Source organism: Kitasatospora purpeofusca (assembly GCF_036010405.1).
Taxonomy (GTDB): Bacteria; Actinomycetota; Actinomycetes; order Streptomycetales; family Streptomycetaceae; genus Kitasatospora; species Kitasatospora purpeofusca.
In genome coordinates this window covers 3,888,996-3,913,781 of the sequence record NZ_CP108561.1, presented here as the reverse complement: position 1 = coordinate 3,913,781, position 24,786 = coordinate 3,888,996, and the positions used below count along the sequence as shown (strand labels likewise).

Below are 24,786 nucleotides of genomic sequence, written 5' to 3'. Positions count from 1 at the left end.
GACCGGGGCGGATACCGCCCGGTATCGGTCCCAATCGGGCAGTACCGTTCGCCTGTCCCGAAATGATCATCGAGCATTGTGTGCCAGAGTTGCCCAACCCGGCCCGATCGCCCGTACCCTACGGGCCAGGCCGGGCTGCCGGAGCGGACACCCCGGTCCAGGGGCCGCGGGCGGCAGGCGATCGATGAGCAAGTGGAGCACGGTGGGACCCAGGTGAACCGGACGATCATGCTGCCGGCCTCCCTCGACGAGGCCGTCGAAGCGCTGGCCGCTCACCCGGCCGCGGTGCCGGTGGCCGGCGCCACCGACCTGATGGAGGCCGTCAGCGCCGGACGCCTCCGCCCCGCCGCGCTGGTCGGCCTCGGCCGGATCACCGAGCTCCGCGGCTGGCGCTACGAGGACGGCGGCACCGCCGTCCTCGGCGCCGGGCTGACCCACGCCCGGATGGACCGCCCGGACTTCGCCGCCCTGATCCCCGCGCTCGCCGACGCCGCCCGCACCGCCGGCCCCCCGCAGGTCCGCAACGTCGGCACCCTCGGCGGCAACATCGCCACCGCCGCCCCGGCCGGGGACACCCTGCCGGTGCTCGCGGCGCTGGAGGCCAGCGTCACCCTGGCCAGGGCCGGCGCCACCCGCGAGGTCCCGGTCAGCCACCTGCTGACCGGTCTCGACCCGCTGCGGCCCGGCGAACTGCTCACCTGGGTGCGGGTCCCGCTGCTGCACGCCCCGCAGGTGTTCCTCAAGGCCACCGGCCGCAGCGGCCCGGCCCGCGCCACCGCCTCCGTCGCCCTCGTCCTGGACCCGGCCCGTCGCGCCGTCCGCTGCGCCGTCGGCGCCGTCGCCCCGGTGCCGCTGCGGCCCCTGGAGGCCGAGGCCTGGGTGGCGGGCTGCATCGACTGGGACGGTTCGCGGGAGATCGACCCCGCCGCGACCGCGGCCTTCGGCGAGTACGTGGCCGCGGCCTGCGTCCCCGACGGATACGGCGCGGAGGGCGCCTGGGAGGCCGTCACCGAGGGGCCGAGCGCGGCCGCCGTCCGTCTGCGGCGTACCGTAGCCGTGCTGGCCCGCCGGGCACTGGGAAGGGCGCTCAAGTGACCACAGACCACCCCATCGAGGCCCTGGACGCGGGGCTGCTCGACCACGCGCCGCAGGTCAGCCGGGAGCTGCGGCCCACCACCTCGTACACCCTGCGGGTCAACGGCTTCGAACGGCCCGTCACGGACGCCTGGATCGGCGAGAGCCTGCTCTACGTGCTGCGCGAGCGGCTGGGTCTGGCCGGCGCCAAGGACGGCTGCGAGCAGGGCGAGTGCGGGGCCTGCTCGGTGCAGGTCGACGGCCAGCTGGTGGCCGGCTGCCTGGTGCCCGCCGCGCTCGCGCAGGACAGCGAGATCAACACCGTCGAGGGCCTCTCGGCCGGCGGCGGCGCCAGCGACGTCCAGCAGGCGCTGGCCGAGTCCGGCGCGGTGCAGTGCGGCTACTGCGTGCCCGGCCTGGCGATGGCCGTGCACGACCTGCTCCAGCGCAACCACCGGCCCACCGAGGTCGAGGCGCGCCAGGCGCTGTGCGGAAACCTCTGCCGGTGCACCGGCTACCGGGGCGCGCTCGCCGCCGTGCAGACCGTCGCCGAAGCGCGCGCGGCGGTGGCCGTGGCCGCGGAGGCGGCCGCCGAGGAGGCCGCGGCCACGCCCGCAGACCGGACCGACGCACCCGCCGCGACCGCCGCCCGGCCGGTGCCCGCCGCCGCCCCCGCGCACCCCGGACCGCCGACCGCCGACCTGCCGGTCTACACCGAGGACGCCTGGATCGAGCACGTCCCGCAGCCGCGCGCCGAGGAGGCCGGCGCCACGGCCGGCACCGGCGCCGGAGCCGGCCCGGGGTACGGCGCCCAGGACGGGCACGGCGCCCCCGACCGGCACAGCGCTCCCGACGGCCGAGGGGCCTACGACCAGGGCGGCTACGACAGCGGGGTGTACGACACCACCGTGCTGGCCCCGGTCCGGGACGTCCCGGCGCAGCAGGCCGACGGGTCCACCGGGTTCTACCCCGCCCAGGGCTACCCCGAGCAGCAGCCGTACCCGGGTGCGACCCCGGCGCACGGCACCTACCTGCCCGGCACCGGCTACCCCGACCAGGGCGGCTACCAGCAGCAGCCCGGCTACGACACCGCCTCGGCGTACGACGGCCCGGTCTACGAGACCCCCGCCACCCCCGTGCACGGCACGCCGTACGTCCCCGCACCCGCGCACGGCGCCCCGGCCGAGGGCACCGCCCCGGCCGGCGTCCCGTACGGCGCCACCCCCGCCCACGGCATCCGGCTCCCCGAGGACGACCACGCATCATGACGTCGCCTACCGACATCGGCGCAGCACTCCAGCAGGACGGCGACGCGGGCGGCGCGACGGAGCCGTTCGGTCTGGGCAGTTCCCCGCTGCGCAGCGACGCCCTGCCCAAGGCGCTCGGCATCTACCCGTACGCCGCCGACCTGTGGGCCGAGGGCCTGCTGTGGGGCGCGGTGCTGCGCTCGCCGCACCCGCACGCCCGGATCCTGGGCATCGACACCTCGGCCGCACTGGCCCTGCCCGGTGTGCACGCGGTGGTCACGGCCACCGACCTGCCGGCCGGTCCGGACGGCAGCCCGGACGGCGCGCCCTCCGGGCCGATCGTCGCCGACCGCCCGGTGCTGGCCGCCGGGGTGGTCCGCCACCACGGCGAGCCGGTGGCCGCGGTCGCCGCCGACCACCCCGACACCGCCCGGCTGGCGGTCGGTCTGATCGTGGTCGAGTACGAGCCGCTGGAGGCCGTCACCGACCCCGAGCAGGCCTTCACCGCCCCGCCGCTGCACCCGGACGGCAACCTCTTCCGCCACCTGCCACTGCGCACCGGCGACCCGGACGCGGCCGGCGAGATCATCGTCGAGGGCCTGTACCAGGTGGGCCGGCAGGACCCGGCCCCGCTCGGCGCCGAGGCCGGCCTGGCCGTGCCGCGCCCGGACGGCGGGGTCGAACTGCACCTCTCCTCCACCGACCCGCACGGCGACCGGGACCGCACCGCCGCCTGCCTGGGCCTGGAGCCGGACCGGGTCCGGCTGGTGGTCACCGGTGTTCCCGGCGCCACCTCCGACCGCGAGGACCTCTCCTTCCAGGTCACCCTGGCGCTGCTGGCGCTGCGCACCGGCCGCCCGGTGAAGATGACGCTCACCCGCGAGGAGTCCTTCCACACCCACACCTCGCGGCACCCGGCGCTGCTGCGCTACCGCCACCACGCGGACGCCGACGGCACGCTGGTGAAGGTCGAGGCGCAGATCCTGCTGGACGGCGGCGCCTACGCGGACGTCTCGGCCGAGGCGCTGGCCGCCGCCACCGCCTTCTCGGTCGGCCCGTACAACTGCCCCAACGTGTTCGTGGACGCCTGGGCGGTGCGCACCAACAACCCGCCGGCCGGCCGGATGCGCGGCGAGGGCGCGCTGCAGGCGTGCTTCGCCTACGAGTCGCAGCTGGACCAGCTGGCCGCCCGGCTCGGCGTGGACCCGGTGGAGGTCCGCCGGCGCAATGTGATGGCGACCGGGGACCCGCTGCCCACCGGGCAGGCCGTCACCTGCCCGGCACCGGTCGCCGCGCTGCTGGACGCGGTGGCCGCGGAGCCGCTGCCGGCGCTGCCGGTGGACGATCCGGACGCCGAATGGCTGCTGCCGGGCGGGCCCGGCGGCGCGGGTGACCCGGCCGCGGTGCGGCGCGGGATCGGCTACGCGCTGGGCATGGTGCACATGCTGGGCGCCGAGGGCGAGGACGAGGTCGCCACCGCGACGGTGCGGGTCAGCGGCGACCACGCCACGGTGATCTGCGCCGCGGTCGACGCCGGCCAGGGCTTCGCCACACTGGCCCGGCAGATCGTGCAGAGCGTGCTGGGCGTCAGCGAGGTGTACATCGCGCCCGCGGACAGCGACCAGGCGGTGGCCGGGCCGGCGGCCCGGGGCCGGCACACCTGGGTGTCCGGCGGTGCGGTCGAGCGGGCCGCGCTGATGGTCCGCCACCAGCTGCTCCAGCCGATCGCCGCCGACTTCGGGATGTCCGTGGAGCTGCTGCAGATCGCCGAGGGCAAGATCACCTCGTACGACGGGGTGCTCGGCATGCCGGTGGCCGAGGCGCTGGAGGGCAAGGAGCTCTGGGCGACCGCGCAGTGCCGCCCGCACCCGACCGAGCCGCTGGACGAGGCCGGGCAGGGCGACGCCTTCGTCTCCATCGCGTTCTGCGCGATGCGCGCGGTGGTGGACGTGGACATCGAGCTGGGCGCGGTCCGGGTGGTCGAGGTGACGGTGGCCCAGGACGTCGGCCGGGCGCTGAACCCGCGGCAGATCGAGGACCGGATCGAGGCGGGGGTCGCCCAGGGCGTCGGCCTGGCGCTGCTGGAGGAGCTCCGCGTCGAGGGCGGCGTGCTGGCCAACCCCTCGCTGACCGGCTACCGGCTGCCGACCGCGCTGGACACCCCGGAGATCCGGGTCGCCGCCCTGCTGGAGGAGCGTGACGTGGTGGCGCCGTTCGGGGCCAAGGCGGTCAGCGCGGTGCCGGCCGTGACCGCGCCGGCGGCGGTGGCCGCGGCGGTCCGCGCCGCCACCGGCCTGCCGGTGGGCCGGCTGCCGATCCGCCCGGAGGACGCCGTCACCGGCTGAGCGCCGGTGCCCCCGGGCAATTCCGCAGGGCCTGCGGAATTGCCCGGGACCCGCGCTTTTCTTTCGGAAAGCACGACGAATTGCCGGGCGGCGCCATTTCGGAGCCGACCGGCAATTCGTCTTCTGGAGGCCATGACGGGAATCGAACCCGTGTGCACCGCTTTGCAGGCGGTTCCCTAAACCACTCGGGCACACGGCCATGGGTGGAGCTGGTGGTGCGGCTGGAACTGCGGGTGCGCTCAGGCGCAGCGGCAGCAGCGACAGGCGCGACAACACCGGGGAGCGGTGGTGCAGGTGCGGGGCGCGAGGGCCGCCGTCCTCCTGTCCATGTCCGACTCCTTGTCGTCGTTCGCCGTGTTGATGAATTCATTCTGGCGGAATACCCGGCGGAGCGTCAATATCCCATTGTAAATTCTGTGTGGCGGGATTCCCGACCCGGTGTGCTACGGTCGGGAACAGGCGGTCCTCGCGGCCGCCCCGGACGAGCGCGTCGTACCCGGTCACGACAAGACGGCGCAGTGACAGCGGCAACCCGGCCGCTGCCGACTGCGGAGGTACGGCCGTCATGGCTTGGCTCGTTCTGATCATTTCCGGTGTCCTGGAGACGGTGTGGGCGGTTGCCCTGGAGTCTTCCAAGGGTTTCTCCCGCCTGGTCCCGACCGTGGTGTTCGGGGTGGCGCTGGCGCTCTCGATGGGCGGCCTGGCGTACGCGATGCGCTCGATCCCGATCGGCACCGGCTACGCGATCTGGGTCGGCATCGGCGCGGTGGGCACGGCGCTGTACGGCATGACCGTGCTCGGTGACGCGGTGACCCTGGCTCGGATCGGCTGCCTGCTCCTGATCGTCTCCGGCGTGGTGGGCCTGAAGGTGCTGCACTGACCCTGCCGTCCCCGCACCCGACCCTCCTGTCCTAGGACCGGGGGAGGAGTGGAACTACGACCACGGTCAGGGGCCATCGGGCCTGACGGGCCTTACGATCATACGTATGACCACAGCCTCCCCCGTGTCGGCCGACACCGCCTCCGTCCCGATATCGACCGACCCCGGCGGAGGGGTCATGGGCGACCGCTTCCGGGCGCTGACCCTGGGCATCGTCTCGGTGGTCCTGGTGATCGCCTTCGAGGCGACGGCCGTCAACACCGCGATGCCGGTCGCCGCCGGCGAGCTCGACGGCTTCGGGCTGTACGCCTTCGCCTTCTCCGGCTACTTCACCACCACCCTGTTCGCGCTGGTCGTCTCCGGCCAGTGGTGCGACCGGAGCGGGCCGCTGCGGCCCCTGTTCACCGGTATCGCGGTGTTCGGCGCCGGTCTGCTGGTGGCCGGGGCGGCGCCCGGGATGTGGATCTTCGTGGGCGGCCGGGCGCTCCAGGGCCTCGGCGGCGGCCTGGTGATCGTCGCCCTGTACGTGGTGGTCGGCCGGGCCTACCCCGAGCGGCTGCGGCCCTCGGTCTTCGCGGCCTTCTCCGCGGCCTGGGTGCTGCCCTCGATCGTCGGCCCGCTGGTCGCCGGGGCGGTCACCCAGCACATCGGCTGGCGCTGGGTCTTCCTCGCCGTGCCGGCGCTGATCCTGCTGCCGCTCGCGGTGATGGGCCCGGCGCTGCGCCGCTCGGAGAAGGAGCAGCCGCTGCTCGGGGGCGCCGCGTTCGACCGCCGTCGCACCGGCCTGGCCGCGATGGCCGCGGTCGGCGCGGGACTGCTGCAGTACGCGGGTCAGCGGCTCGACCTGCCCGGTCTGCTGCCGGCCGCCGCGGGGGCGGCGCTGCTGCTCCCGGCGGTGCTGGGACTGCTGCCGGCCGGGACGCTGCGGGCCGGGCGCGGGCTGCCGACGGTGATCCTGCTGCGCGGGGTCGCGGCCGGGGCGTTCTTCGCGGCCGAGGCGTTCATCCCGCTGATGATGAGGACCGAGCGCGGGCTCTCCCCGACGCTGGCCGGCCTCACCCTCACCAGCGGCGGCCTGTCCTGGGCGCTGGGCTCCTGGATCCAGGGCCGACCGGGGGCGGAGCGCTACCGGACGGTGATGATCCGCGGCGGCTTCGTGCTGACCGCGGTGGCCATCGCGGGCGCGGCGCTGGTGCTGGTCCCGGCGGTGCCGGCCTGGGTGGCGGCGGTGGCCTGGGGCGTCGGCGGGATCGGCATGGGCCTGGCGGTGGCGAGCATCAGCGTGCTGATGATGAAGCTGTCCACGCCGGAGGACGCCGGGGCCAACTCGGCCTCGCTCCAGGTGAGCGACGCGCTGGGCAATGTGCTGCTGATGGGTCTGGCGGGGGTGCTGTTCGGGGCGCTGGGCGGCGGCTCGGTGGCCGCCGTCCACGACGGCGCCGCGGGCGCCGGCTCGACCGGCGCCTTCGCGGTGATCTTCGGGGTCATGGCCGGGGTGGCGCTGCTCGGCGCCCTGGCCTCCGGCCGGGTCCGCAAGGCCGCCTGAGCGCCCCACTGCCTGCTGGTCCGGGGCCCGACCGAGGGTCTCCCGCCCCGAGCCGAAGGGGCGCGCCGGTGCCGAAAGGGAGGCGCGAGGGAGCGACGGAGGAGCGAGGGAGCAACGACCGTCGGCGCCGGACAGAAGCGCCCCGGAGGCGAGCGGGCGAAGATTCAGAAGGTCTCCCAGCCCCCGGCCGGTGCCTGGCCGGGGGCGAGGCCCTGCAGCTTGCGCAGCAGGGCCGGCTCCTGGGCGTCGAGCCAGTCGACCAGCTGGCGGAAGGAGACCATCCGCACCTCGGGGCGGTCGGCGATCGCCTTGATCACCTCTTCGACGGCGTTCATGTAGATGCCGCCGTTCCACTCCTCGAAGTGGTTGCCGATGACGAACGGGGCGCGGTTGGTGGTGTAGGCGCGCTCGAAGCCCATCAGGTAGGAGTCCCGGGCCTGGGTCTGGAAGCCGGGGTGGAGCGCCGGGTCGGCCTTGGTGTTGCTGCCGCACTGGTTGAACATGATGTTGTAGTCCATCGACAGCACCTGGAAGGTGTGCCCGGGGAAGGGGATGGACTGCAGCGGGAGGTCCCAGAGCGCGCCGCCCTGGATCTTCTGCGGCCACACCTGGGTCCCGTTGCCGCTGCTGTCGTAGCGCCAGCCGCGCCGGACGGCGGTGGGCAGCAGGTTGCGCTGGCCCTCCAGGCAGGGGGTGCGGCTGCCGATCAGCTCCTTGCGGTAGTCGAAGGGCAGCGCCGGAAGGTCGGTGAAGCCGGTGTTGGTCCGCCAGTTCGTGACGAAGCCCATCGCCTGCTCGATCTCGCTGTCCCAGTCCTCGGCGGACCACTGGCCGACGCCGTTGGCGCCGCAGAAGTGCCCGTTGAAGTGGGTGCCGATCTCGTGCCCCTCCAGCCAGGCGGCGTGCAGGTTCTCCAGGGTGTCGTGGATGTGCTGGTCGCTGAGGTAGCCGATGTCGGAGGCGCCGACCTTGTGCTGCGGCGGGCGGTAGAGGTCCTTCTTCCCCTCGGGCAGCAGGTAGGAGCCGCTGAGGAAGAAGGTCATGGACGCGTTGTGCTCCCGGGCGAGCCGGCGGAAGCGGGCGAACAGGCCGTTGTCGAGCTCGGCGGCGCCGTCCCAGGAGAAGACGACGAACTGGGGCGGGCGCTGGCCGGGCCGCAGCGGTTCGAGGGCGGGCTGGTTCGGCTGCGGGCCGGTGTCCGAGGTGGAGCCGTCGCCGATCAGGGTGACCGGGGGCTTGGCGGCCTCGGTCGGGGTGGTGGCGTGGTCCTCGGCCGGGGTGGCCGGGACCGGGGCCGGAGTGGTCGCCTGTCCGCCGTCGGTATCGGTCCGGCTCGCGCAGCCCGCGGCGAGGCTGGCGGCGCCGGCGGCACCCGCGGCCAGCAGGGTGCGGCGGGAGAGGGCGTCCATGGTCACTCCGTTCGTGGGGCGTGCGCGGGGCGGGGCACGGCAGGCGCGCGCGACCGTCCGCCGGACCGGGGCCCGGTGGGACAAGTGCGGTGATAAGCCTGTGAACGGGGTCAGCATGGCACGCGATCGGAAGCGGTCAACGCTTCACCACGAACGGTCGGAACTCATCGCTCGAAGGATGCAACCGAGATGACGTTCCTGAGTGTCAGATGAAGAGATCGTCGCTTCGTCGGACGACCGCCAGGTGACCGGAGCGTGGCGTCACGGTGACGTCTCACCCGCACGGACCATGTCGAGCCCCTCGGACCCTGCCGAACGGGGGGAGCGAGTACGACCATCGTATGGATGTGGCATAAGGTCCGATCCGGTTGCATAGTTCTCAGACATCTCCCAGAAACCGGCAACCGTTCGACGTCAGCAGAGGGGAGCGCCGGTGGGCGCCCAGCAGAGCAGGAGCCCGTGGCCGGGCACCCTGGCGGTCGGCGCCGCGCTCGTGCTGGGTGCGTGGCTGCTCACCGACGGCGGTCACGCCGTGCTCCCCCCGGCCCCGGGCAGCGGGCAGGCCCTCAGCGGCTTCGCCCCGGTCTCCGTGGTGCCGGCGCTCGGCCCCTCCCGGCCGACCAGGATCCGGATCCCGGCCGTACGGCTCGACGCCCCGGTCACCGCCCTCGGCCTCGACCGGGACGGCCACCTCCAGACCCCTCCCGAGGAGAACCGAAACCTCGCCGGCTGGTACCGGGACGGTGCCACCCCCGGCCAGCGCGGCACGGCGATCATCGCCGGCCACGTCGACAACCACAGCGGGCCCGCCGTCTTCTACGACCTGGGCGCGCTGCACCGCGGGGACCGGATCGAGATCCTCCGCGAGGACGGCCGAACCGCCGTCTACCAGCTCTACGCCATCGAAGTGCACGACCGAAAGGACTTCCCGGACGACCGGGTGTACCGCCAGGCCGCCGACGCCCAGCTGCGGGTGATCACCTGCGGCGGAGGCTACAGCGAGGAGCGGGGCTACGACGGCAACGTCGTCGCCTACGGCTTCCTGGCCGACACCAGGCGTTCGGGGACGAACGTATGACCACCGTTTCCCTCGCCCTGAGCTGGAACCCGATCGACTGGCCGCTGACCCGCGGCGCGATCCCGCGCGCTGTCCTGGTGGCCGGCTGGGGTTCACTGCTGTTCCTCGCCTGCTACGCCCGCACCCGCGGGTGGTGGCGCCTCCGGCTCCCCGCAGCCCTGGTCACGGCGGCGGGCCTCAGCCTGCTGCTCGACACCGCGGTCGACGACTGGTGGCACCCCTTCCCCGAAGGGACCCCCCGTTATGTCACCTGGTGGATCGCCGTCGCCCTGCTCGGCCTCGCCCTGGTCGGCTTCCGGATGCGCGGCACGACGCTGCGCCGCAAGCTGCTGGCGGTCGGCGCCGGGGCCCTGGTGCTGCTGATGGCCTCCTCCCAGGTGAACCGGGGCTTCGACCAGTTCCCGACCGGTCGGGTGATGCTCGCGGGCTGGCTCACGAAGACGCAGGACCTGACCACGGGCAAGGCCGCCGCCACCGTCGGCCGGCCTCCCGGCAAGGCCCTGGAGGACGTCTGGCAGCCACCGGCGGACCTTCCGAACAAGGGGACGGTCTCCTCCGTCACCTTCCCGGGGACCCGCTCCGGCTTCCAGTCCCGCGACGGGTACGTCTACCTGCCGCCGGCCTACCAGGCCAACCCCCGGCCGCTGCTCCCGGTGGTCGTGCTGCTGGGCGGACAGCCCGGCACCCCGGACGACTGGGTGCTCTACGGGCAGGTCGCCGAGGGGCTCGACGACTTCGCCGCCGAGCACCACGGACTGGCCCCGATCGTGGTGATGCCCGATCAGCTGGGATCGACCTGGAACAATACGCTCTGCCTGGACTCGAACATCGCCAACGTCCAGACCTTCCTGGCGGCGGACGTGCCCGACTGGGTGCACAACAACCTCCAGACGGCCGAGGGGCGGAAGTCCTGGGCGATCGCGGGCGCCTCGATGGGCGGCACCTGCGCGCTCCAGCTCGCCGTCAACGCCCCCGAGGTCTACGGCTCGTTCCTCGACATGTCGGGCCAGGACGAGCCGACCCTCGGCAGCCGCGAGGAGACCGTCAAGGCGGCCTTCGACGGCGACAACGCGAAGTTCGACGCCGTCGACCCGCTCCAGGTGCTGGCACGCAAGAAGTTTCCGGACACGGCGGCGGCCATCGTGGTCGGCCGGGACGACAGCGAGTTCCGGCCGCAGCAGGAGAAGGTGTTCCGCGCGGTCAAGGAGGCGGGGATGCAGGCCAAGTACGATCTGATGCCCGGCGGGCACGGCTGGGTCATCTTCCGGCCCGGCATCGTGGGCCAGCTGCCCTGGCTGGCCCGGCAGACCGGGATGATCCGGTGACCCTGCTGGGCGCCACCCCGGGAGTCGCCGCCGAGCAGGAGCACACCGGTGGTGGCGGGCAGTCGCGCCTGCTCATGCCCAGGTCCTTCCGGGCCGGGACCGCTCCCGCCGGCGACGCCGGCACCGACCCCGCGGGCGCCGACGCCGGCGGGCCGGGCCCCGGCGCGCCCGCGCCGAGGCCCCCGCAGCGGGTCGTCCGCGCGGCCGCGGGGCTCGCCGCCCGGCTGGCCGCCCGGCTCGGCGAGGCCCCGCTGACCCTGGTGCTGCTGGTCGGCCTGTGGGCCGTCGGCGCCGCCACCGGCAGCCTCACCCGGGGGCCGTCCGACGCCCTGCTGGAGCAGGTCGGCGTCGGCCGGCCGACCCTCCACGCGGGCCGCTGGTGGACGCCCCTCACCTCGCTGTTCTGGTGCTCCGGCATCGGCGCCTACGTCTTCACCAGCCTGCTGCTGCTCCTGGTCGGCCCGGCCGCCGAGCGCCGCCTCGGCCGGCTGCGCACCGTCGGGGTGCTGGTCGCCGGACAGCTGGCCGGCGTCATGGCCGGGACCGTCGCGGTCGCGGCCGGGGCGCGGCTCGGCGAGCAGTGGACCCTCTCGATCGTCGGCCAGACCGCGGTCGGCCCCGGCGTCGGCCTGTTCGCGCTGGCCGGCGTGCTCGGCTACCGGCTCACCGTGCTCTGGCGCCGGCGGCTGCACCTGCTGGTGCTGCTGATGCCGCTGGTGATGGCGCTGTACGTGGGGCACCTGCAGAGCGTCCAGCGGTTCAGCGGGGCGCTGGTCGGCCTCGCCGCCGGTGCGCTGCTGTTCCGCCGCCGCCCGCACCTGCGCTCGCACCGCTCCTCCCACACCGAGACCCGGGTGCTGGTCGCGCTCTGCCTGGTCGCCGCCGCGCTCGGCCCGATGATCGCCTCGCTGTACGACAACGCGGCCGGCCCGTTCAACACCTTCTCGGAGATCTACCTCTCGCACCGGCTCACCCCGGACGAGGTCGCCGACTTCTGCTCGGTCTCGGCCCACGACTGCGCCCGCGCGCACGCCGTGCAGCGGATCTTCGACACCCCGGCCCGGCTGATGGCCACGCTCTTCCCGGCCCTGCTGCTGGTGCTCGCCGAGGGCCTGCGCCGAGGACTGCGGTTCGCCTGGCGGATCACCATCGCCACCGAACTGCTCTGGACCGCGATGCTGGTCGTCCTGTTCGCGGAGACCAGCACCGGTTCGAGCGACGTCTTCCAGTACTTCGTCGAGGCGCTGCTGCTGCCGATGGTCACCGTCGGGCTGCTGCTGGCCACCCGCAAGCGCTTCACGCTGCGGCTGCCGCGTGCGGTGCTCGGCCGGCTGTTCGCGGTGGTCGGCGGGGCGCTGGCCGTCGCCTCCGCCGCCTACACCGGGCTGGGCGTCCTGGCCGCCGGGCAGTTCGAGCCGGGCGCGACCTTCCGCGGGCTGGTCCACGGGCTGCCGGCCCAGTTCCTGCCGCCCGCCTACAACGACCTGCTGCCGGACTACCCGATCGCGGTCGGGAGGTTCGCCCGCGCCCTGGAGACGTACTGCGGGCTCGGCTTCTGGGCGGTCGCGCTGGCCGCGCTGCTGCTGACCTTCCGCCGGCCGGTGGTCCAGGTCGCCGCCGAGGACGCCGCCCGGGCCCGGGCGCTGCTCACCGAGCACGGCGGCGGCACGCTGTCCTTCCTCACCACCTGGGACGGCAACCACTACTGGTTCGACGAGGAGGGCCGGGCCGCCGTCGCCTACCGGGTGCTGAACACCGTGGCGCTGACCACCGGTGACCCCTTCGGCGACCCGGCGGCCCGGGACCGCGCGGTGGCCGGCTTCGCCCGGTACTGCGACGCCCGGGGCTGGACGCCGTGCTTCTACAGCGTCACCCCGCAGACCCGGGCCGCGGCCGGGGAGCTCGGCTGGCGCTCGCTCCAGGTCGCCGAGGACACCGTCGTCGCCCTGCCCGACCTCGCCTTCACCGGTCGCAAGTGGCAGGACATCAGGACCGCGCTCAACAAGGCCGGCAAGCAGGGCATCACCGCCGAGTGGTGGTCGTACCACGAGGCGCCGCTGGCGCTGAAGGAGCAGATCCGGGCCATCTCCGAGGAGTGGGTCTCCGAGAAGGGCCTGCCCGAGATGGGCTTCACCCTCGGCGGCCTGGAGGAGCTGGACGACCCGGCGGTGCGGCTGCTGATCGCGATCGACGAGGATCGCAGCGTGCACGGCCTGACCAGCTGGATGCCGGTCTACGAGAACGGCGAGCCGGTCGGCTGGACGCTGGACTTCATGCGGCGCAGCTCGGACGGCTTCCGCGGCGTCACCGAGTTCCTGATCGCCTCGGCCGCGCTCGGCTTCAAGCAGGAGGGCGCGCGGTTCCTCTCGCTCTCCGGCGCGCCGCTGGCCCGCTCGGAGAAGGAGCCGCCCACCGGGCTGCAGAAGACCCTGGACTGGCTGGGCCGGGTGCTGGAGCCGGTGTACGGCTTCCGCTCCCTGCTCGCCTTCAAGGCGAAGTTCCAGCCGGAGTACCGGCCGATGTACATGGCGTACCCGGACCCGGCGGCGCTGCCCAGCATCACCCGGGCGATCGGCAAGGCGTACCTGCCGCACCTCACCCCGGCGCAGGGCGTGCGGCTGATGCGCAAGCTGTCCTCCTAGCCGGACGCTCGTGCCGCTCGGAACGCCGGCCGCCCGGGACCTCGGTCCCGGACGGCCGGCGTTCGCGTGCGCGCGGCCGGGCCGCTCAGCCGAGCAGCTGGGCGAGGGCGCGGTCGGCGTCCAGGTGCAGGTGCTCCTCGCCCTCGGGCACCAGCAGGCGGCTGCGCCAGAGGAAGTGCCGCAGGTCGGCGGCGTCGAACCGGACCAGCGCGGTGCCCTCGGGCGCGCGCAGCTCGACCAGGGCGCTCCGGCCGGGTCCGGGCCGCACATGCACGTCGCCGACGCCGGAGGGCAGCTCCAGGCCGCCCGCGAGCAGCCGGCGGGCGAAGACCCAGACGATGTCGCTCGCCTCCGGTCCGGCCGGCCCTGCGGGCTCGTCCAGCGAGAACTCGCCGGGGAAGGCCATCCGGACCGCGAGCGGGTCGTCCGTCCGGTAGGTCAGGGTGACCCGCAGCCGGGCGGACCGGTGCGCGGACAGGATCAGTCGGGCCTGGACGGTCTCTTCGGCGGTGGCGTGCACGGCGCTTCCCTTCGCTGGTGAGGCCGCGGGGGGCGGTGGAGGGTGGAGCGGCCTCACCCCGAAGAGAGGCGGTGGGAGGGGTTCCGCTTACGCGGGTTTCCCGGAATTCCGCTGTGATCCACCTCACGTCGATTTCCGGCCGCACCCGCCCCCGGCAGGGCGGACGCCCGCCCGGCCCGGCCCCGCCGTGGCCGCCCGAACGACGCCGGGACCGGTACGCTGGGTGGGTTGTCCGAACGCCGTCCGACCGTGGATCGAGGCCGCGAAACCGCCTCTGACCTGCGATGATCCCCCCTCGGAGACCGTGAGTACTGCCGCCGCCCCGATGCCGCTCTTCTCCGACGCGAACGTGTCGCACGCGCCCGTCCGGGCCGTCGGCCATGCCGCGCCGACCTCCTCGCACCAGCTGTCCCCGGCCTTTCCCGGCCGTGCCCCCTGGGGCACCGCGGGCAAGCTCCGGGCGTGGCAGCAGGGGGCGCTGGACAAGTACGTCGAGAAGCAGCCGCGCGACTTCCTCGCCGTCGCGACCCCGGGCGCCGGTAAGACCACCTTCGCGCTGACCCTGGCCTCGTACCTGCTCCACAACCACCTCGTGCAGCAGATCACCGTGGTCGCGCCGACCGAGCACCTGAAGAAGCAGTGGGCCGAGGCCGCCGCCCGGATAGGCATCAAGCTGGACCCGGGCTACTCCTCCGGGCCGCTCTCCCGGGAGTACCACGGCATCGTGGTCACCTACGCGGGCGTCGGCGTGAACCCGATGCTGCACCGCAACCGCACCGAGGCCCGCAAGACGCTGGTCGTCATGGACGAGATCCACCACGCCGGTGACTCGAAGTCCTGGGGCGAGGCCTGCTTCGAGGCCTTCGAGCCGGCCGCCCGGCGCCTCGCGCTGACCGGTACGCCGTTCCGCTCGGACACCAACCCGATCCCGTTCGTCCAGTACGAGGCCGGCGGCGACGGCATCCGCAAGTCGGTCGCCGACTACACCTACGGCTACGGGCACGCGCTCGCCGACCACGTCGTCCGTCCGGTGATCTTCCTGTCCTACAGCGGCAACATGCGCTGGCGCACCAAGTCCGGCGACGAGCTGGAGGCCCGGCTCGGCGAGCCGATGACCAAGGACCTCATCGCCCAGGCCTGGCGCACCGCGCTCTCCCCGCAGGGCGAGTGGATCCCCTCCGTGCTGCAGGCGGCCGACCGCCGGCTCACCGAGGTCCGCAAGGCCATCCCGGACGCCGGCGGCCTGGTGATCGCCACCGACCAGAACGTGGCCCGCGCCTACGCCAAGATGCTGCGCGAGATCAGTGGCGAGAAGGTCACCCTGGTGCTCTCCGACGAGACCGAGGCCTCGCAGCGGATCTCCGACTACGCGGCCGGGACCTCGCGGTGGATGGTCGCGGTCCGCATGGTGTCCGAGGGCGTCGACGTGCCCCGGCTGTGCGTCGGCGTCTACGCCACCTCGATCTCCACCCCGCTGTTCTTCGCCCAGGCCGTCGGCCGCTTCGTGCGCGCCCGCAAGCGCGGCGAGACCGCCTCCGTCTTCCTGCCGACCGTCCCGATGCTGCTGGGCTTCGCCAACGAGATGGAGCTCCAGCGCGACCACGTGCTGGACCGGCCGAAGAAGGAGGGCGAGGGCCTCTTCGACGAGGAGGACCGGCTGCTCGCCGAGGCCGAGCGGGCCAACGACGGCCCGGACGGCGCGGGCGGCGACGAGTTCTCCTACGAGGCGCTGGGCTCCGAGGCGGTCTTCGACCGGGTGCTCTACAACGCCATGGAGTTCGGGATGCAGGCGCACCCGGGCAGCGAGGAGGAGGAGGAGTACCTCGGCATCCCGGGCCTGCTGGAGCCGGACCAGGTGCAGATGCTGCTGCAGAAGCGCCAGCACCGGCAGATCCAGCGGAGCAAGGGCAAGCCGGCCGAGGAGGCCGACCTGCTGGAGCTGCCGGCCGAGCAGCGGCCGGTGGTGACCCACCAGGAGCTGCGGGAGCTGCGCAAGGAGTTGAACGCGCTGGTGGCCGCCTGGCACCACCGCACCAGCCAGCCGCACGGCACGGTCCACAACGAGCTGCGCCGGCAGTGCGGCGGTCCGCTGACCGCGCAGGCCACCGCCAATCAGCTGAAGGCGCGGATCGCCAAGATCCGGGAGTGGGCGAAGTAACGATCCGTCGGACCGGTCGGACCGGTCGGATTCGCCGGGATTCGTCGAAGGGGCGGCAGGGGCGGCGTTCCGAGCGGGGCTTCGGGGGCGCTCCGGGTCGTTCCCGGGCGCTCCGGGGCCGTTCTGCGGCCGTTCGTCCGGCTCCTCCGGTCCCGGGTGCCTGTCCGGACTTCGGACTGTGCTCGAACTTGCGCCCGGTCGGGCCGGGTGGAATGCGGTAGTTCGTCCGCTTCTGTCCGGCCGGCCAGAATTGATCTTGACCGAATTTTGGACAAACACTTCCGCCGCCGCAATTCCTTCACTACCTTTCCCCCACGCTCTCCCGCCGGGCAACCCCCGCGGGGCGAACATCGCAGGGCCCCAGGACGTCAAGGACGACACACCGCGGCCCTGGCGCGGCCACCCCCCTGCGCGCGACCACCGAGTCCCGGACCGGCCAGCCGATCCGCGACCGCCGCGGAAAGGAATTGCGCGTCGTGACTGCAGAGACCTCCCAGACCCTGGACCGGGGAGTCCGGGTCCTCAAACTCCTCGCCGACTCGGAGCGCGGGCTCACCGTGACCGAACTGGCGGCCCGCCTCGCCGTCAACCGGACCGTCGTCTACCGGCTGCTGGCCACCCTGGAGCAGCACGGGCTGGTCCGCCGGGACATCGGCGGCCGGGCCCGGGTGGGCCTGGGCGTGCTCCGGCTCGCCCACCGGGTCCACCCGCTGCTGCGCGAGGCGGCACTGCCCGCGCTGCGCAGCCTCGCCGAGGACCTCGGGGCCACCGCCCATCTGACCCTGGTGGACGGCAACGAGGCGCTCGCGGTGGCCGTCGTCGAACCCAGCTGGACCGACTTCCACGTCGCCTACCGGACCGGGCTGCGCCACCCGCTCGGGGAGAGCGCGGCGGGCCGGGCGATCCTGGAGGCCCGGACCTTCCCCAGCCAGCGCCGGCCGGAGCAGGGCTTCGTCATCACCCGGGCGGAGGAGCAGTCCGGCGCGTCCGGCGCCGCCGCGGCGCTGCTCGGACTGAGCGGTATCGAGGGCAGCGTCGGCGTGGTGATGCTGAACGGACTGGTCCCGGAGCGGGTCGGGCCCCGGGTGGTGGAGGCGGCCACCGAGGTCGCCGACGCGCTGCGCTGACCGCGCCGGTCCGCCGGGTGGGCCGTTCGGGTGGCCGTGTGCGTGCCCGCCGGACGGCCCCGGTGTGTTTGGATGCCTCTGTGTCCGACACCAAGCTGCCCAAGGCCCTGACCTCCCCCCGGACCCGGGCCCTCACGCTCTGCGGCGCGACGGTCGCCGCGCTGTTCGGGGTGGCCGCCTTCGTCCCGCTGCCCTACACGCTGACCTTCCCCGGCGTGACCGCGGACACCCTCGGCAGCTACCAGGGCCGCCCGGTGCTGACCGTCACCGGCGCGCCGGTCCGGGCCACCCAGGGGCAGCTGCGGATGGTGACCATCTCGGCGACCAACCCGGGGGAGCGGACCACGCTGTGGCGCTCGCTCCAGGCGTGGTTCGACGAGGACGAGGCCGTCCGGCCCAGCGAGACCGTCTACCCGCAGGGCGACCCGGCCAAGGCGAACGAGGTCACCGCCCAGCAGATGGCCGAGTCCCAGGACGCCGCCACCACGGCCGCGCTCGGCTACCTCCAGCTGTCGCCCGCGCAGGTGAAGGTCAAGATCGACCTCGGCGACATCGGCGGCCCCAGCGCCGGGCAGATGCTCGCGCTCGGCATCGTCGACAAGCTCCGCGGGGACGGCAGCGGCGGCGACCTCACCGGCGGGCTGACCGTCGCCGGCACCGGGACCATCGACGACCAGGGCGTGATCGGCCCGGTCGGCGGCGTGCCGCTCAAGACCCAGGCGGCGGCGCGGGACGGCGCGACCGTCTTCCTGGTGCCCAAGGACGAGTGCACGGACGCCAAGGTCAACCTCCCGGAGGGGCTGCGGCTGGTGCCGGTCGGCACGCTCGGGGAGTCCGTCTCGGCGCTGGAGGCGCTGCGGACGGGCGGGGCCGTTCCGGGGTGCTGAGCCGCTGCGGTGCCGAGCCGTCGGGGTGCTGAGCCGTCGAGCGGCTGATCCGTCGGGCGGTCGAGCGGCCGGGGCGGCGGGCTACTCGGCGGCGGCCTGGTCGACCAGCGGCAGGATCCGGTAGGGCACCGGGTTCTCCAGCGCGATCGCGGTGGAGGAGCGGACGATCCCGTCGAAGCCCACCACCCGGTCGATCACCCGCTGCAGATCGGCGTTCGACCGGGCCACGATCCGCACCATCATGTCGCCGTGCCCGGTGATGGTGTGCAGCTCCAGCACCTCCGGCACCGCCGCCAGGTGCGCCCGCACGTCCGCGCCCTGGCCCTGGGAGATCTCCAGGGTCGCGAAGGCCGTCACCGGGTAGCCGAGCGCCGCCGGGTCCACCTCGGGGCCGAAACCGCCGATCACCCCGCGCGCCTGGAGCCGGTCCAGCCGGGCCTGGACCGTGCCCCGGGCCACCTGGAGCCGCCGCGAGCACTCCAGGACGCCGATCCGGGGCTCCTCGGCGAGCAGCCGGATCAGCCGGCCGTCCAGGGTGTCGATGGCGTCGTTGGTGCTCCCCGGGGCCGCCCCGGCCGCGACTGCGGCGCCGGGTCCGGCCGCGGCCCCGGCAGTGGTCGGGTCGGTGCCGGAATGCCCTTGCCCGGTGGGCGAGTTGGGCGATCCGGGCGCGCCCGTCGGGCTGGCGGCGTGGGCGGGGGGCATCGCGGGCTCCGTCCTCGGGTGGGCATTGTGTACAGCGGTGCGGCAGATTCTCCCGCCCCGGAGCACAGCTTGACCAGGAGGAAACGGAACAGTTGCGCGGATGTCGCCCCGGCGCCACCCTCCAGCCACAACCCCGCGTGCCGGCCCCCACCGGTCCGCGAGCGGAACCGTGGTCCCGTACCCCCACCGGGAGGGCTGACATGACCGACACCGCCGCCGAACCCGCGTTGCTCACCGCCGAACCCGCGTTGCTCACCGCCGAACCCGCGCTGCTCACCGCCGAACCCGCGCTGCTCACCGCCGGCCTCGGCGACGCCGGGCCGGACGAGCCCGGCCTCCTCCCGATGGGCCGCGCCGACGCGGTGGTCTTCGTGGTCGGCGACGCCGAGCGGGCGGCCCACCGGTACGCGGTCGCGCTCGGCCTGCGCTGTACCGCGTACGCCGGGCCCGAGACCGGCGAACCCGAGATCGTCTCCTATGTGATGCAGGCGCCCGGCACCCGCTTCGTACTGACCTCGCTGGTCCAGGTGATCGGCCCGCGCGGCCGGGAGCTGGCCGACCGGCTGGCCCGGCACGGCGACGGTGTGATCGACCTCGCGGTGGCCGTGCCGGACGTCTGCTACGCCTACGACTACGCCGTCGACCGGGGCGCGGCCTCGCTCGCCGAGCCGTACGAGGTGCGGGACGCGTACGGCACGGTGGTGCTCGCCGCGATCGGGGTGCCCGGAGGGACCAGGCACACCCTGGTCGACCGGTCCCGCTACCGGGGGCCCTACCTGCCGGGCTACGTGCCCTTCGAGCGGTGGTGACGGAGCGCCGGGGGCGCGGGCCGGACCCGCTCAGCGGGTGACGGTGTCGACCACCGGCGGGTGCCCGTTCCAGTAGACGAACACCGAGTTGGCCTGGTTGTCCTTGGTGAAGTCCACCCGGATCCACTGCGGGCCGTCCCAGACCTGCATCTGCCAGCCGGGGTCCGGGGCGGCCGTGACCAGCGAGGCCCGGTCGGACCGGAGGTCCAGGGCGACCTTGCCGCCCGGGACGGGATAACTGCGGACGGAGGACGTCGTGCTCGTGGCCGGCGCCGGGCGGTGCGACACGGCGGCGGCGGTCGACGGGGCCGCGGGCGGCGCGGCGGCGGCCGGGGGACCGGCCTTGGACGGGGCGGCCGACGCCGGGGCGGTGGACGGCGGCGCGGCCGGATCGGGCCGGCCGGCCGACTGCGCGGGTTCCGCCGACGGTGTCGGCGTGGGTCTCGCACCACCGGCCGACGCCGGTGAGGGCAGCGGCAGCGCGGTCGGCTGTTCGAACGCGGCCCCGGTCAGCACCGTGTGCACGCCGAACCAGGACAGCGCCACCGCCGCCCCGGTGGCCGCCGCCCAGGCGCCGAGCTGTACCAGTCCGTTCCGCATAGTGCGCACATCCTGCCCCATCACCGCTCCCGGCAGGTGGGCACCCCCGCACTTCCACAGGGGACTTGCACAAACCCGCGACGTTCCGGGCGAACCCTTCCCGAAGGTTCACGAAGCGCTGCCCGGGGCGACCCCGAGGTACAGACCATTCGGGGCCGATGCCGTACCGTGCAGCCCCATGGCAACAGTGCTCGTGGTCGAGGACGACCCCTTCGTGCGATCCGCCCTCATCCGCCACCTGTCCGACACCGGCCACGCGGTCCGCAGCGTGGGCACGGCACTCGAGGCGCTGCGCGAGGTCGCCCAGGTCGGCTGCGACCTGGTGATCCTGGACCTCGGACTGCCGGATCTGGACGGCAGCGAGGCGCTCAAGATGATCCGCGGCCTGACCAACGTCCCGGTCATCATCTCCACCGCCCGCGACGACGAGGCCGAGATCGTCCGGCTGCTCAACGACGGCGCCGACGACTACCTGGTGAAACCGTTCTCCGGGGAGCACCTCAGCGCCCGGATGGCCGCCGTGCTGCGCCGGCTCGGCGGCGGGGCGGCCCCGGTCAGCCAGGTGCTCAGGGTCGGCGGGCTGGCGATCGACCTCCAGCGCCGGGAGGCCGCGCTGGACGGGCGGTCACTGGACCTGACCCGGCGTGAGTTCGACCTGCTGGCCTTCCTCGCCGCCCGTCCGGGCGTGGTGGTGCCCCGCAAGGAGATCCTGGCCGAGGTGTGGCGGCAGACCTACGGCGGCGACCAGACGATCGACGTGCACCTGTCCTGGCTGCGCCGCAAGCTCGGGGAGACGGCGTCCAGCCCGCGCTATCTGCACACCGTGCGCGGGGTCGGGGTCCGGCTGGAGGCGTCCGGGCATCCCGCCGGGCCCGGGCCCGTCCCGGTGGAGCGCCTGACATGATGCGGTTGCGGCACTCGCTGCGCTGGGCCCTGATCAAGGCCGCCGTGGCCGGTACCACGATGGTCGCGCTGGCCTTCCTCATCCCGCTCGGCCTGATGGTCCAGCAGACCGCCCGGGACCGGGCGTTCACGGCCGCGGAGCGGCAGGCGGCGGCGCTCGGCCCGGCCCTGGCCATCACCACCGACCAGGACGCCATCGCCCGGGCGGTGGCGTCGACGGACGCCGGTGCGCAGGGGCGGATGGCGGTGCACCTGCCGGCGGCCGGGGCGGCCGGGGCGGGGACGCAGTCGGGAGCGGGCGGCGGCGCGGGCGGGGTGGCCTCGGCGCCCGGTGGGGCCGCTCCGGCGGGGAAGGTCTCGGACGGGTCGGGGGCGGCCGCCGTCGCGGGGCCGGCCGCCGGTGCGACCATCGGCGAAGTCCGGGCGCTGGCTGCCGATGTGGCCAGCGCCGGGGGCCAGGGACGCTCGTTCACCGTCGAGGTCCCGGGCGGCTACGCGCTGCTCCAGCCGGTCGCGGTGGACACCGCCCGGACCGCCGTGGTCGAGGTGTTCGTGGCCGACGGCGACCTCACCCGGGGCGTCGCCACCGCCTGGCAGGTGCTCTCCGGCGTCGCGCTCGGCCTGGTCGCCGTCTCGGTGCTGGTCGCCGACCGGATGGGCGCCCGGATCGTCGGCTCGGCCCGCCGGCTCGCCGCCGCGGCCCGCTCGCTCGGCGCGGGCGACCTCGCCGTCCGGGTGCCCGTCGACGGCAAGCAGGCCGCCGGCAGCCCCGAGGAGCTGCGGGAAGCCGGTCACGCGTTCAACGCCATGGCCGACCGGGTGGTCCAGCTGCTGGCCGCCGAGCGGGAGTTGGCCGCCGACCTGTCGCACCGGCTGCGCACCCCGCTGACCGTGCTGCGGCTCAACGCCGCCTCGCTGGGCGAGGGCGACGCGGCCGACGCCACCCGGCACGCGGTGGCGCAGCTGGAGCGCGAGGTCGACCAGATCATCCGCTCGGCCCGCCGGGCACCCGAGGACGCGCCCGCCGTCACGGTCGGCTGCGACGCGGCCGAGGTGATCCGTGAGCGGGTCGGCTTCTGGTCGGCGCTCGCCGAGGACGAGGGCCGCCGCTGGCAGCTGGCCGGGGCGGACCGGGAGACACCGGTGCCGGTCCAGCGCGGGGACCTGGCCGCCGCCGTGGACGCGCTGCTCGGCAATGTCTTCCGGCACACGGGGGTCGGCACCGCCTTCTCGGTGGACGTGCTGGCCACCGGGAGTTCGGTGATCGTGCTGGTCGGCGACGCGGGCCCGGGCTTCACCGATCCGGAGGCCGCCCTGAAGCGGGGCGAGGGCCACGGCGGCGAGGGCTCGACCGGGCTCGGGCTGGACATCGTCCGCAAGCTCGCCGAGGCCACCGGCGGGGACCTCGCGCTCGGCCGGTCGGCGGTGCTGGGCGGGGCCGAGATCCGGCTGCGGCTGCGGTCCAGGCCGGACGGCACCGTCCCGGCCCGGGCCGGTCGGCGTCGCGGCCGGGGATCGCTGTTCGCGCGCTGAGTCGGGGCCGGCGGAGCGCTTGAAGAAAGGTTTCGGCGCCGGTCCGGGGCGGGTTCGGGGCGGGGCGTGGGTCGGGAGCAGGCCGGAGTGTGGGCCAGGAGCGGTGCGGAGTGCGGGGCGGAGGACCTCTTTCTTAAGCGCGCCGTAAGGGAGTTCTACCCCTGGCTCAGCAGACGGATTCCGGCCATTCGGCCCCGCTAGCGTCGTTCGTGTCGGCCGCGCCGGTCACCCCCCGACCGCGCATCTGCCAGCCCCGGAGGTACGCCCCATGACGACCCAGCAGCCCCACCGCCGCCCCGGCGGCCGCCGTCGGCGCAGCCGCAGGGGCACGGTGCTCGGCGCCTCGGCGGTCGCCGCCGCCCTGGTCGCCGGCGGTGTCGTCGTCCTCGCCTCCTCGGCCAGCGCCGCCCCGCTCGGCGCCGTCTACACCCGCACCAGCGGCTGGGACTCCGGCTACACCGGCCAGTACCTGGTCACCAACCCGGCGGACCGGGCGATCGAGGACTGGACGCTCACCTTCGACCTGCCCGCCGGCGCGAAGATCGACTCGCTCTGGAACGCCACCTTCACCGCCGAGGGCGGGCACATCACCGTCCGGCCCCAGGAGTGGAGCAAGCGGCTGGAGCCCGGGCGGAGCGTCGTGGTCGGCTATGTCGCCCAGGGCACCGGCGCGGCCCAGGCCGAGCCGGGCAACTGCCTGATCAACAAGACCTCCTGCAAGGCCGGGGACGGTACCGTGCCCACCCCGTCCGGCCGCCCGACCGGTACCGCGACGGCCTCGGCGTCCGCCTCGCCGTCCGCGTCCGTCCCGGCGACCGCGACGGCCTCCGCCTCGGCTTCGGCCACCGCCACCGGGACGGCCACCGTCCGGCCCACCACCGGGGCACCGAGCCCGACCGGCAGCGCGACCGTCCGGCCGACCACCCCGGTCACGCCGACCCCGACGGCCGGCACGAGCACCACCGCCGCGCCCACCACCCCGCTACCCACCACTCCGGCGCCCACCGCCACCGCGACCGGCACCCCCGCCCCGGCGGGCGGCGGCCGCTTCGCGCCGTACGTCGACACCTCGCTCTACCCGCCGTACGACCTGGTCGCCACCGCCAAGGCCACCGGGGTCAAGGACTTCACGCTGGCCTTCGTCGTCTCCGGCGGCGGCTGCACCCCGAAGTGGGGCGGCGTCACCGAACTCGCCGACGACGCGGTGGCGGCCCGGATCGGCGCCCTGCGGGCGATCGGCGGCGACGTCCGGGTCTCCTTCGGCGGCGCCAACGGCAGCGAGCTCGCCCTCGCCTGCTCCTCGGTCGCCGACCTGACCGCCGTCTACCAGCGGACCGTCGACGCCTTCGGCCTCACCCGCCTCGACTTCGACGTCGAGGGCGGCGCGATCGCCAACACCTCGGCCAACACCCGGCGCGCCCAGGCAATCGCCCAGCTGCAGAAGAACGCCGCCGCCAAGGGCAGGGCCCTGGACGTCTCCTTCACCCTGCCCGCGCTCCCCTCCGGACTGACCCAGGAGGGCGTCAACCTGGTCGCCGACGCCAAGAACAACGGTGTGACGATCGGGGCGGTCAACATCATGGCGATGGACTACGGCGACGGGGTCGCTCCCGACCCGCAGGGCCGGATGGGCGCCTACGCCATCGCCGCGGCCACCGCCACCCAGGCGCAGGTGAAGAGCGTGCTCGGCCTGGACGACGCGGCCGCCTGGCGCCGGGTCGCGGTCACCCCGATGATCGGCGTCAACGACGTGGCCAGCGAGGTCTTCACCGTCGCCGACGCCAAGCAGCTCGCCGAGTTCGCCAGGAGCAAGCACCTGGCCTGGCTGGCGATGTGGTCCGGCACCCGGGACAAGGCCTGCGAGGGCGGCGCCAAGGCGTACGCGGACGCGAGCTGCAGCTCGATCGTCCAGCAGCCGCTGGACTTCACCCGGGCCCTGGGCGCCTACACCGGCTGACCGGCCCGCCGGGCCCGCCGACCTCGCGCGGCACCCTGCGG

General features: G+C 74.5%; 19 protein-coding genes, 1 tRNA gene and 1 riboswitch. Of the genes, 15 read left to right on the top strand and 5 right to left on the bottom strand.

The window, feature by feature from the left end:
- The first annotated feature begins 228 nt into the window (after window positions 1-228).
- From OG715_RS17170 to OG715_RS17160, 3 genes are read left to right on the top strand one after another with little or no spacing between them, the layout of a single operon-like run.
- The gene (locus OG715_RS17170; RefSeq protein ID WP_266271710.1) at window positions 229-1,095 is read left to right on the top strand and encodes an FAD binding domain-containing protein; all 867 of its coding nucleotides are present in this window, start codon (window positions 229-231) and stop codon (window positions 1,093-1,095) included.
- The gene (locus tag OG715_RS42415; RefSeq protein WP_407660987.1) at window positions 1,092-2,342 is read left to right on the top strand and encodes a (2Fe-2S)-binding protein; all 1,251 of its coding nucleotides are present in this window, start codon (window positions 1,092-1,094) and stop codon (window positions 2,340-2,342) included. The genes OG715_RS17170 and OG715_RS42415 overlap by 4 nt, the downstream gene beginning before the upstream one ends.
- Window positions 2,339-4,666: a xanthine dehydrogenase family protein molybdopterin-binding subunit gene (locus tag OG715_RS17160; protein WP_266269669.1), complete on the top strand. Its 2,328-nt coding sequence runs from the start codon at window positions 2,339-2,341 to the stop codon at window positions 4,664-4,666. Before OG715_RS42415 ends, OG715_RS17160 begins: the two co-directional genes overlap by 4 nt.
- A 124-nt stretch (window positions 4,667-4,790) precedes the next feature.
- Here the strand turns inward: OG715_RS17160 and OG715_RS17155 are convergent.
- Window positions 4,791-4,865 (bottom strand) — tRNA-Cys (locus OG715_RS17155).
- A gap of 256 nt (window positions 4,866-5,121) precedes the next feature.
- Window positions 5,122-5,186: riboswitch (guanidine-III (ykkC-III) riboswitch) on the top strand.
- 45 nt (window positions 5,187-5,231) lie between these two features.
- Here OG715_RS17155 and OG715_RS17150 point away from each other — a divergent pair.
- Both OG715_RS17150 and OG715_RS17145 read left to right on the top strand, forming a co-directional pair.
- Window positions 5,232-5,546 carry a DMT family transporter gene (locus OG715_RS17150; protein WP_266269667.1) on the top strand — a complete coding sequence of 105 codons (315 nt, stop codon included), beginning with the start codon at window positions 5,232-5,234 and terminating at the stop codon, window positions 5,544-5,546.
- 106 nt (window positions 5,547-5,652) lie between these two features.
- Window positions 5,653-7,092, top strand: a complete 1,440-nt coding sequence (locus OG715_RS17145; RefSeq protein WP_266269666.1) for an MFS transporter — start codon at window positions 5,653-5,655, stop codon at window positions 7,090-7,092.
- A gap of 164 nt (window positions 7,093-7,256) precedes the next feature.
- On the opposite strand, the gene OG715_RS17140 is transcribed toward OG715_RS17145, so the two are convergent.
- Window positions 7,257-8,501 carry a polysaccharide deacetylase family protein gene (locus tag OG715_RS17140; protein ID WP_266269664.1) on the bottom strand — a complete coding sequence of 415 codons (1,245 nt, stop codon included), beginning with the start codon at window positions 8,499-8,501 and terminating at the stop codon, window positions 7,257-7,259.
- A gap of 433 nt (window positions 8,502-8,934) precedes the next feature.
- Here OG715_RS17140 and OG715_RS17135 point away from each other — a divergent pair, with 433 nt between their 5' ends.
- From OG715_RS17135 to OG715_RS17125, 3 genes are read left to right on the top strand one after another with little or no spacing between them, the layout of a single operon-like run.
- The gene (locus tag OG715_RS17135; RefSeq protein WP_266269663.1) at window positions 8,935-9,579 is read left to right on the top strand and encodes a class F sortase; all 645 of its coding nucleotides are present in this window, start codon (window positions 8,935-8,937) and stop codon (window positions 9,577-9,579) included.
- Complete coding sequence (locus OG715_RS17130) at window positions 9,576-10,904, top strand: alpha/beta hydrolase-fold protein (protein ID WP_266269662.1); 1,329 nt, start codon at window positions 9,576-9,578, stop codon at window positions 10,902-10,904. The genes OG715_RS17135 and OG715_RS17130 overlap by 4 nt, the downstream gene beginning before the upstream one ends.
- Window positions 10,901-13,546: a rhomboid family intramembrane serine protease gene (locus tag OG715_RS17125; protein ID WP_266269661.1), complete on the top strand. Its 2,646-nt coding sequence runs from the start codon at window positions 10,901-10,903 to the stop codon at window positions 13,544-13,546. Before OG715_RS17130 ends, OG715_RS17125 begins: the two co-directional genes overlap by 4 nt.
- An 85-nt stretch (window positions 13,547-13,631) precedes the next feature.
- On the opposite strand, the gene OG715_RS17120 is transcribed toward OG715_RS17125, so the two are convergent.
- Window positions 13,632-14,066, bottom strand: coding sequence for an SsgA family sporulation/cell division regulator (locus OG715_RS17120; RefSeq protein WP_266269660.1), 435 nt, complete (start codon window positions 14,064-14,066; stop codon window positions 13,632-13,634).
- A 325-nt stretch (window positions 14,067-14,391) separates the two neighbouring features.
- Between OG715_RS17120 and OG715_RS17115 the strand changes: the two genes are divergently transcribed.
- The 3 genes from OG715_RS17115 to OG715_RS17105 all read left to right on the top strand — a co-directional run bounded on the left by OG715_RS17115 (window position 14,392) and on the right by OG715_RS17105 (window position 18,238).
- Window positions 14,392-16,224 (top strand): DEAD/DEAH box helicase, encoded by a 1,833-nt coding sequence (locus OG715_RS17115; RefSeq protein ID WP_266271709.1) that lies wholly within the window; start codon window positions 14,392-14,394, stop codon window positions 16,222-16,224.
- A gap of 476 nt (window positions 16,225-16,700) precedes the next feature.
- A complete protein-coding gene (locus OG715_RS17110; RefSeq protein WP_030308168.1) occupies window positions 16,701-17,351 on the top strand; it encodes an IclR family transcriptional regulator in 651 nt (216 codons plus the stop codon).
- Window positions 17,352-17,431: 80 nt separating this feature from the next.
- Window positions 17,432-18,238: a S16 family serine protease gene (locus OG715_RS17105; protein ID WP_266269659.1), complete on the top strand. Its 807-nt coding sequence runs from the start codon at window positions 17,432-17,434 to the stop codon at window positions 18,236-18,238.
- Between the two features lie 81 nt (window positions 18,239-18,319).
- On the opposite strand, the gene OG715_RS17100 is transcribed toward OG715_RS17105, so the two are convergent.
- Complete coding sequence (locus OG715_RS17100; protein ID WP_266271707.1) at window positions 18,320-18,781, bottom strand: Lrp/AsnC family transcriptional regulator; 462 nt, start codon at window positions 18,779-18,781, stop codon at window positions 18,320-18,322.
- A gap of 362 nt (window positions 18,782-19,143) precedes the next feature.
- On the opposite strand from OG715_RS17100, the gene OG715_RS17095 reads away from it, so the two are divergent.
- Complete coding sequence (locus OG715_RS17095; RefSeq protein ID WP_266269658.1) at window positions 19,144-19,752, top strand: VOC family protein; 609 nt, start codon at window positions 19,144-19,146, stop codon at window positions 19,750-19,752.
- A gap of 30 nt (window positions 19,753-19,782) precedes the next feature.
- On the opposite strand, the gene OG715_RS17090 is transcribed toward OG715_RS17095, so the two are convergent.
- Window positions 19,783-20,352, bottom strand: coding sequence for a hypothetical protein (locus OG715_RS17090; protein WP_266269656.1), 570 nt, complete (start codon window positions 20,350-20,352; stop codon window positions 19,783-19,785).
- Window positions 20,353-20,530: 178 nt separating this feature from the next.
- Between OG715_RS17090 and OG715_RS17085 the strand changes: the two genes are divergently transcribed.
- The 3 genes from OG715_RS17085 to OG715_RS17075 all read left to right on the top strand — a co-directional run bounded on the left by OG715_RS17085 (window position 20,531) and on the right by OG715_RS17075 (window position 24,745).
- Window positions 20,531-21,256 carry a response regulator transcription factor gene (locus tag OG715_RS17085; RefSeq protein ID WP_266269655.1) on the top strand — a complete coding sequence of 242 codons (726 nt, stop codon included), beginning with the start codon at window positions 20,531-20,533 and terminating at the stop codon, window positions 21,254-21,256.
- Window positions 21,253-22,788 carry a sensor histidine kinase gene (locus OG715_RS17080; protein WP_266269654.1) on the top strand — a complete coding sequence of 512 codons (1,536 nt, stop codon included), beginning with the start codon at window positions 21,253-21,255 and terminating at the stop codon, window positions 22,786-22,788. The genes OG715_RS17085 and OG715_RS17080 overlap by 4 nt, the downstream gene beginning before the upstream one ends.
- A gap of 268 nt (window positions 22,789-23,056) precedes the next feature.
- The gene (locus OG715_RS17075) at window positions 23,057-24,745 is read left to right on the top strand and encodes a glycoside hydrolase family 18 protein (RefSeq protein ID WP_266269653.1); all 1,689 of its coding nucleotides are present in this window, start codon (window positions 23,057-23,059) and stop codon (window positions 24,743-24,745) included.
- Window positions 24,746-24,786: the final 41 nt, after the last annotated feature.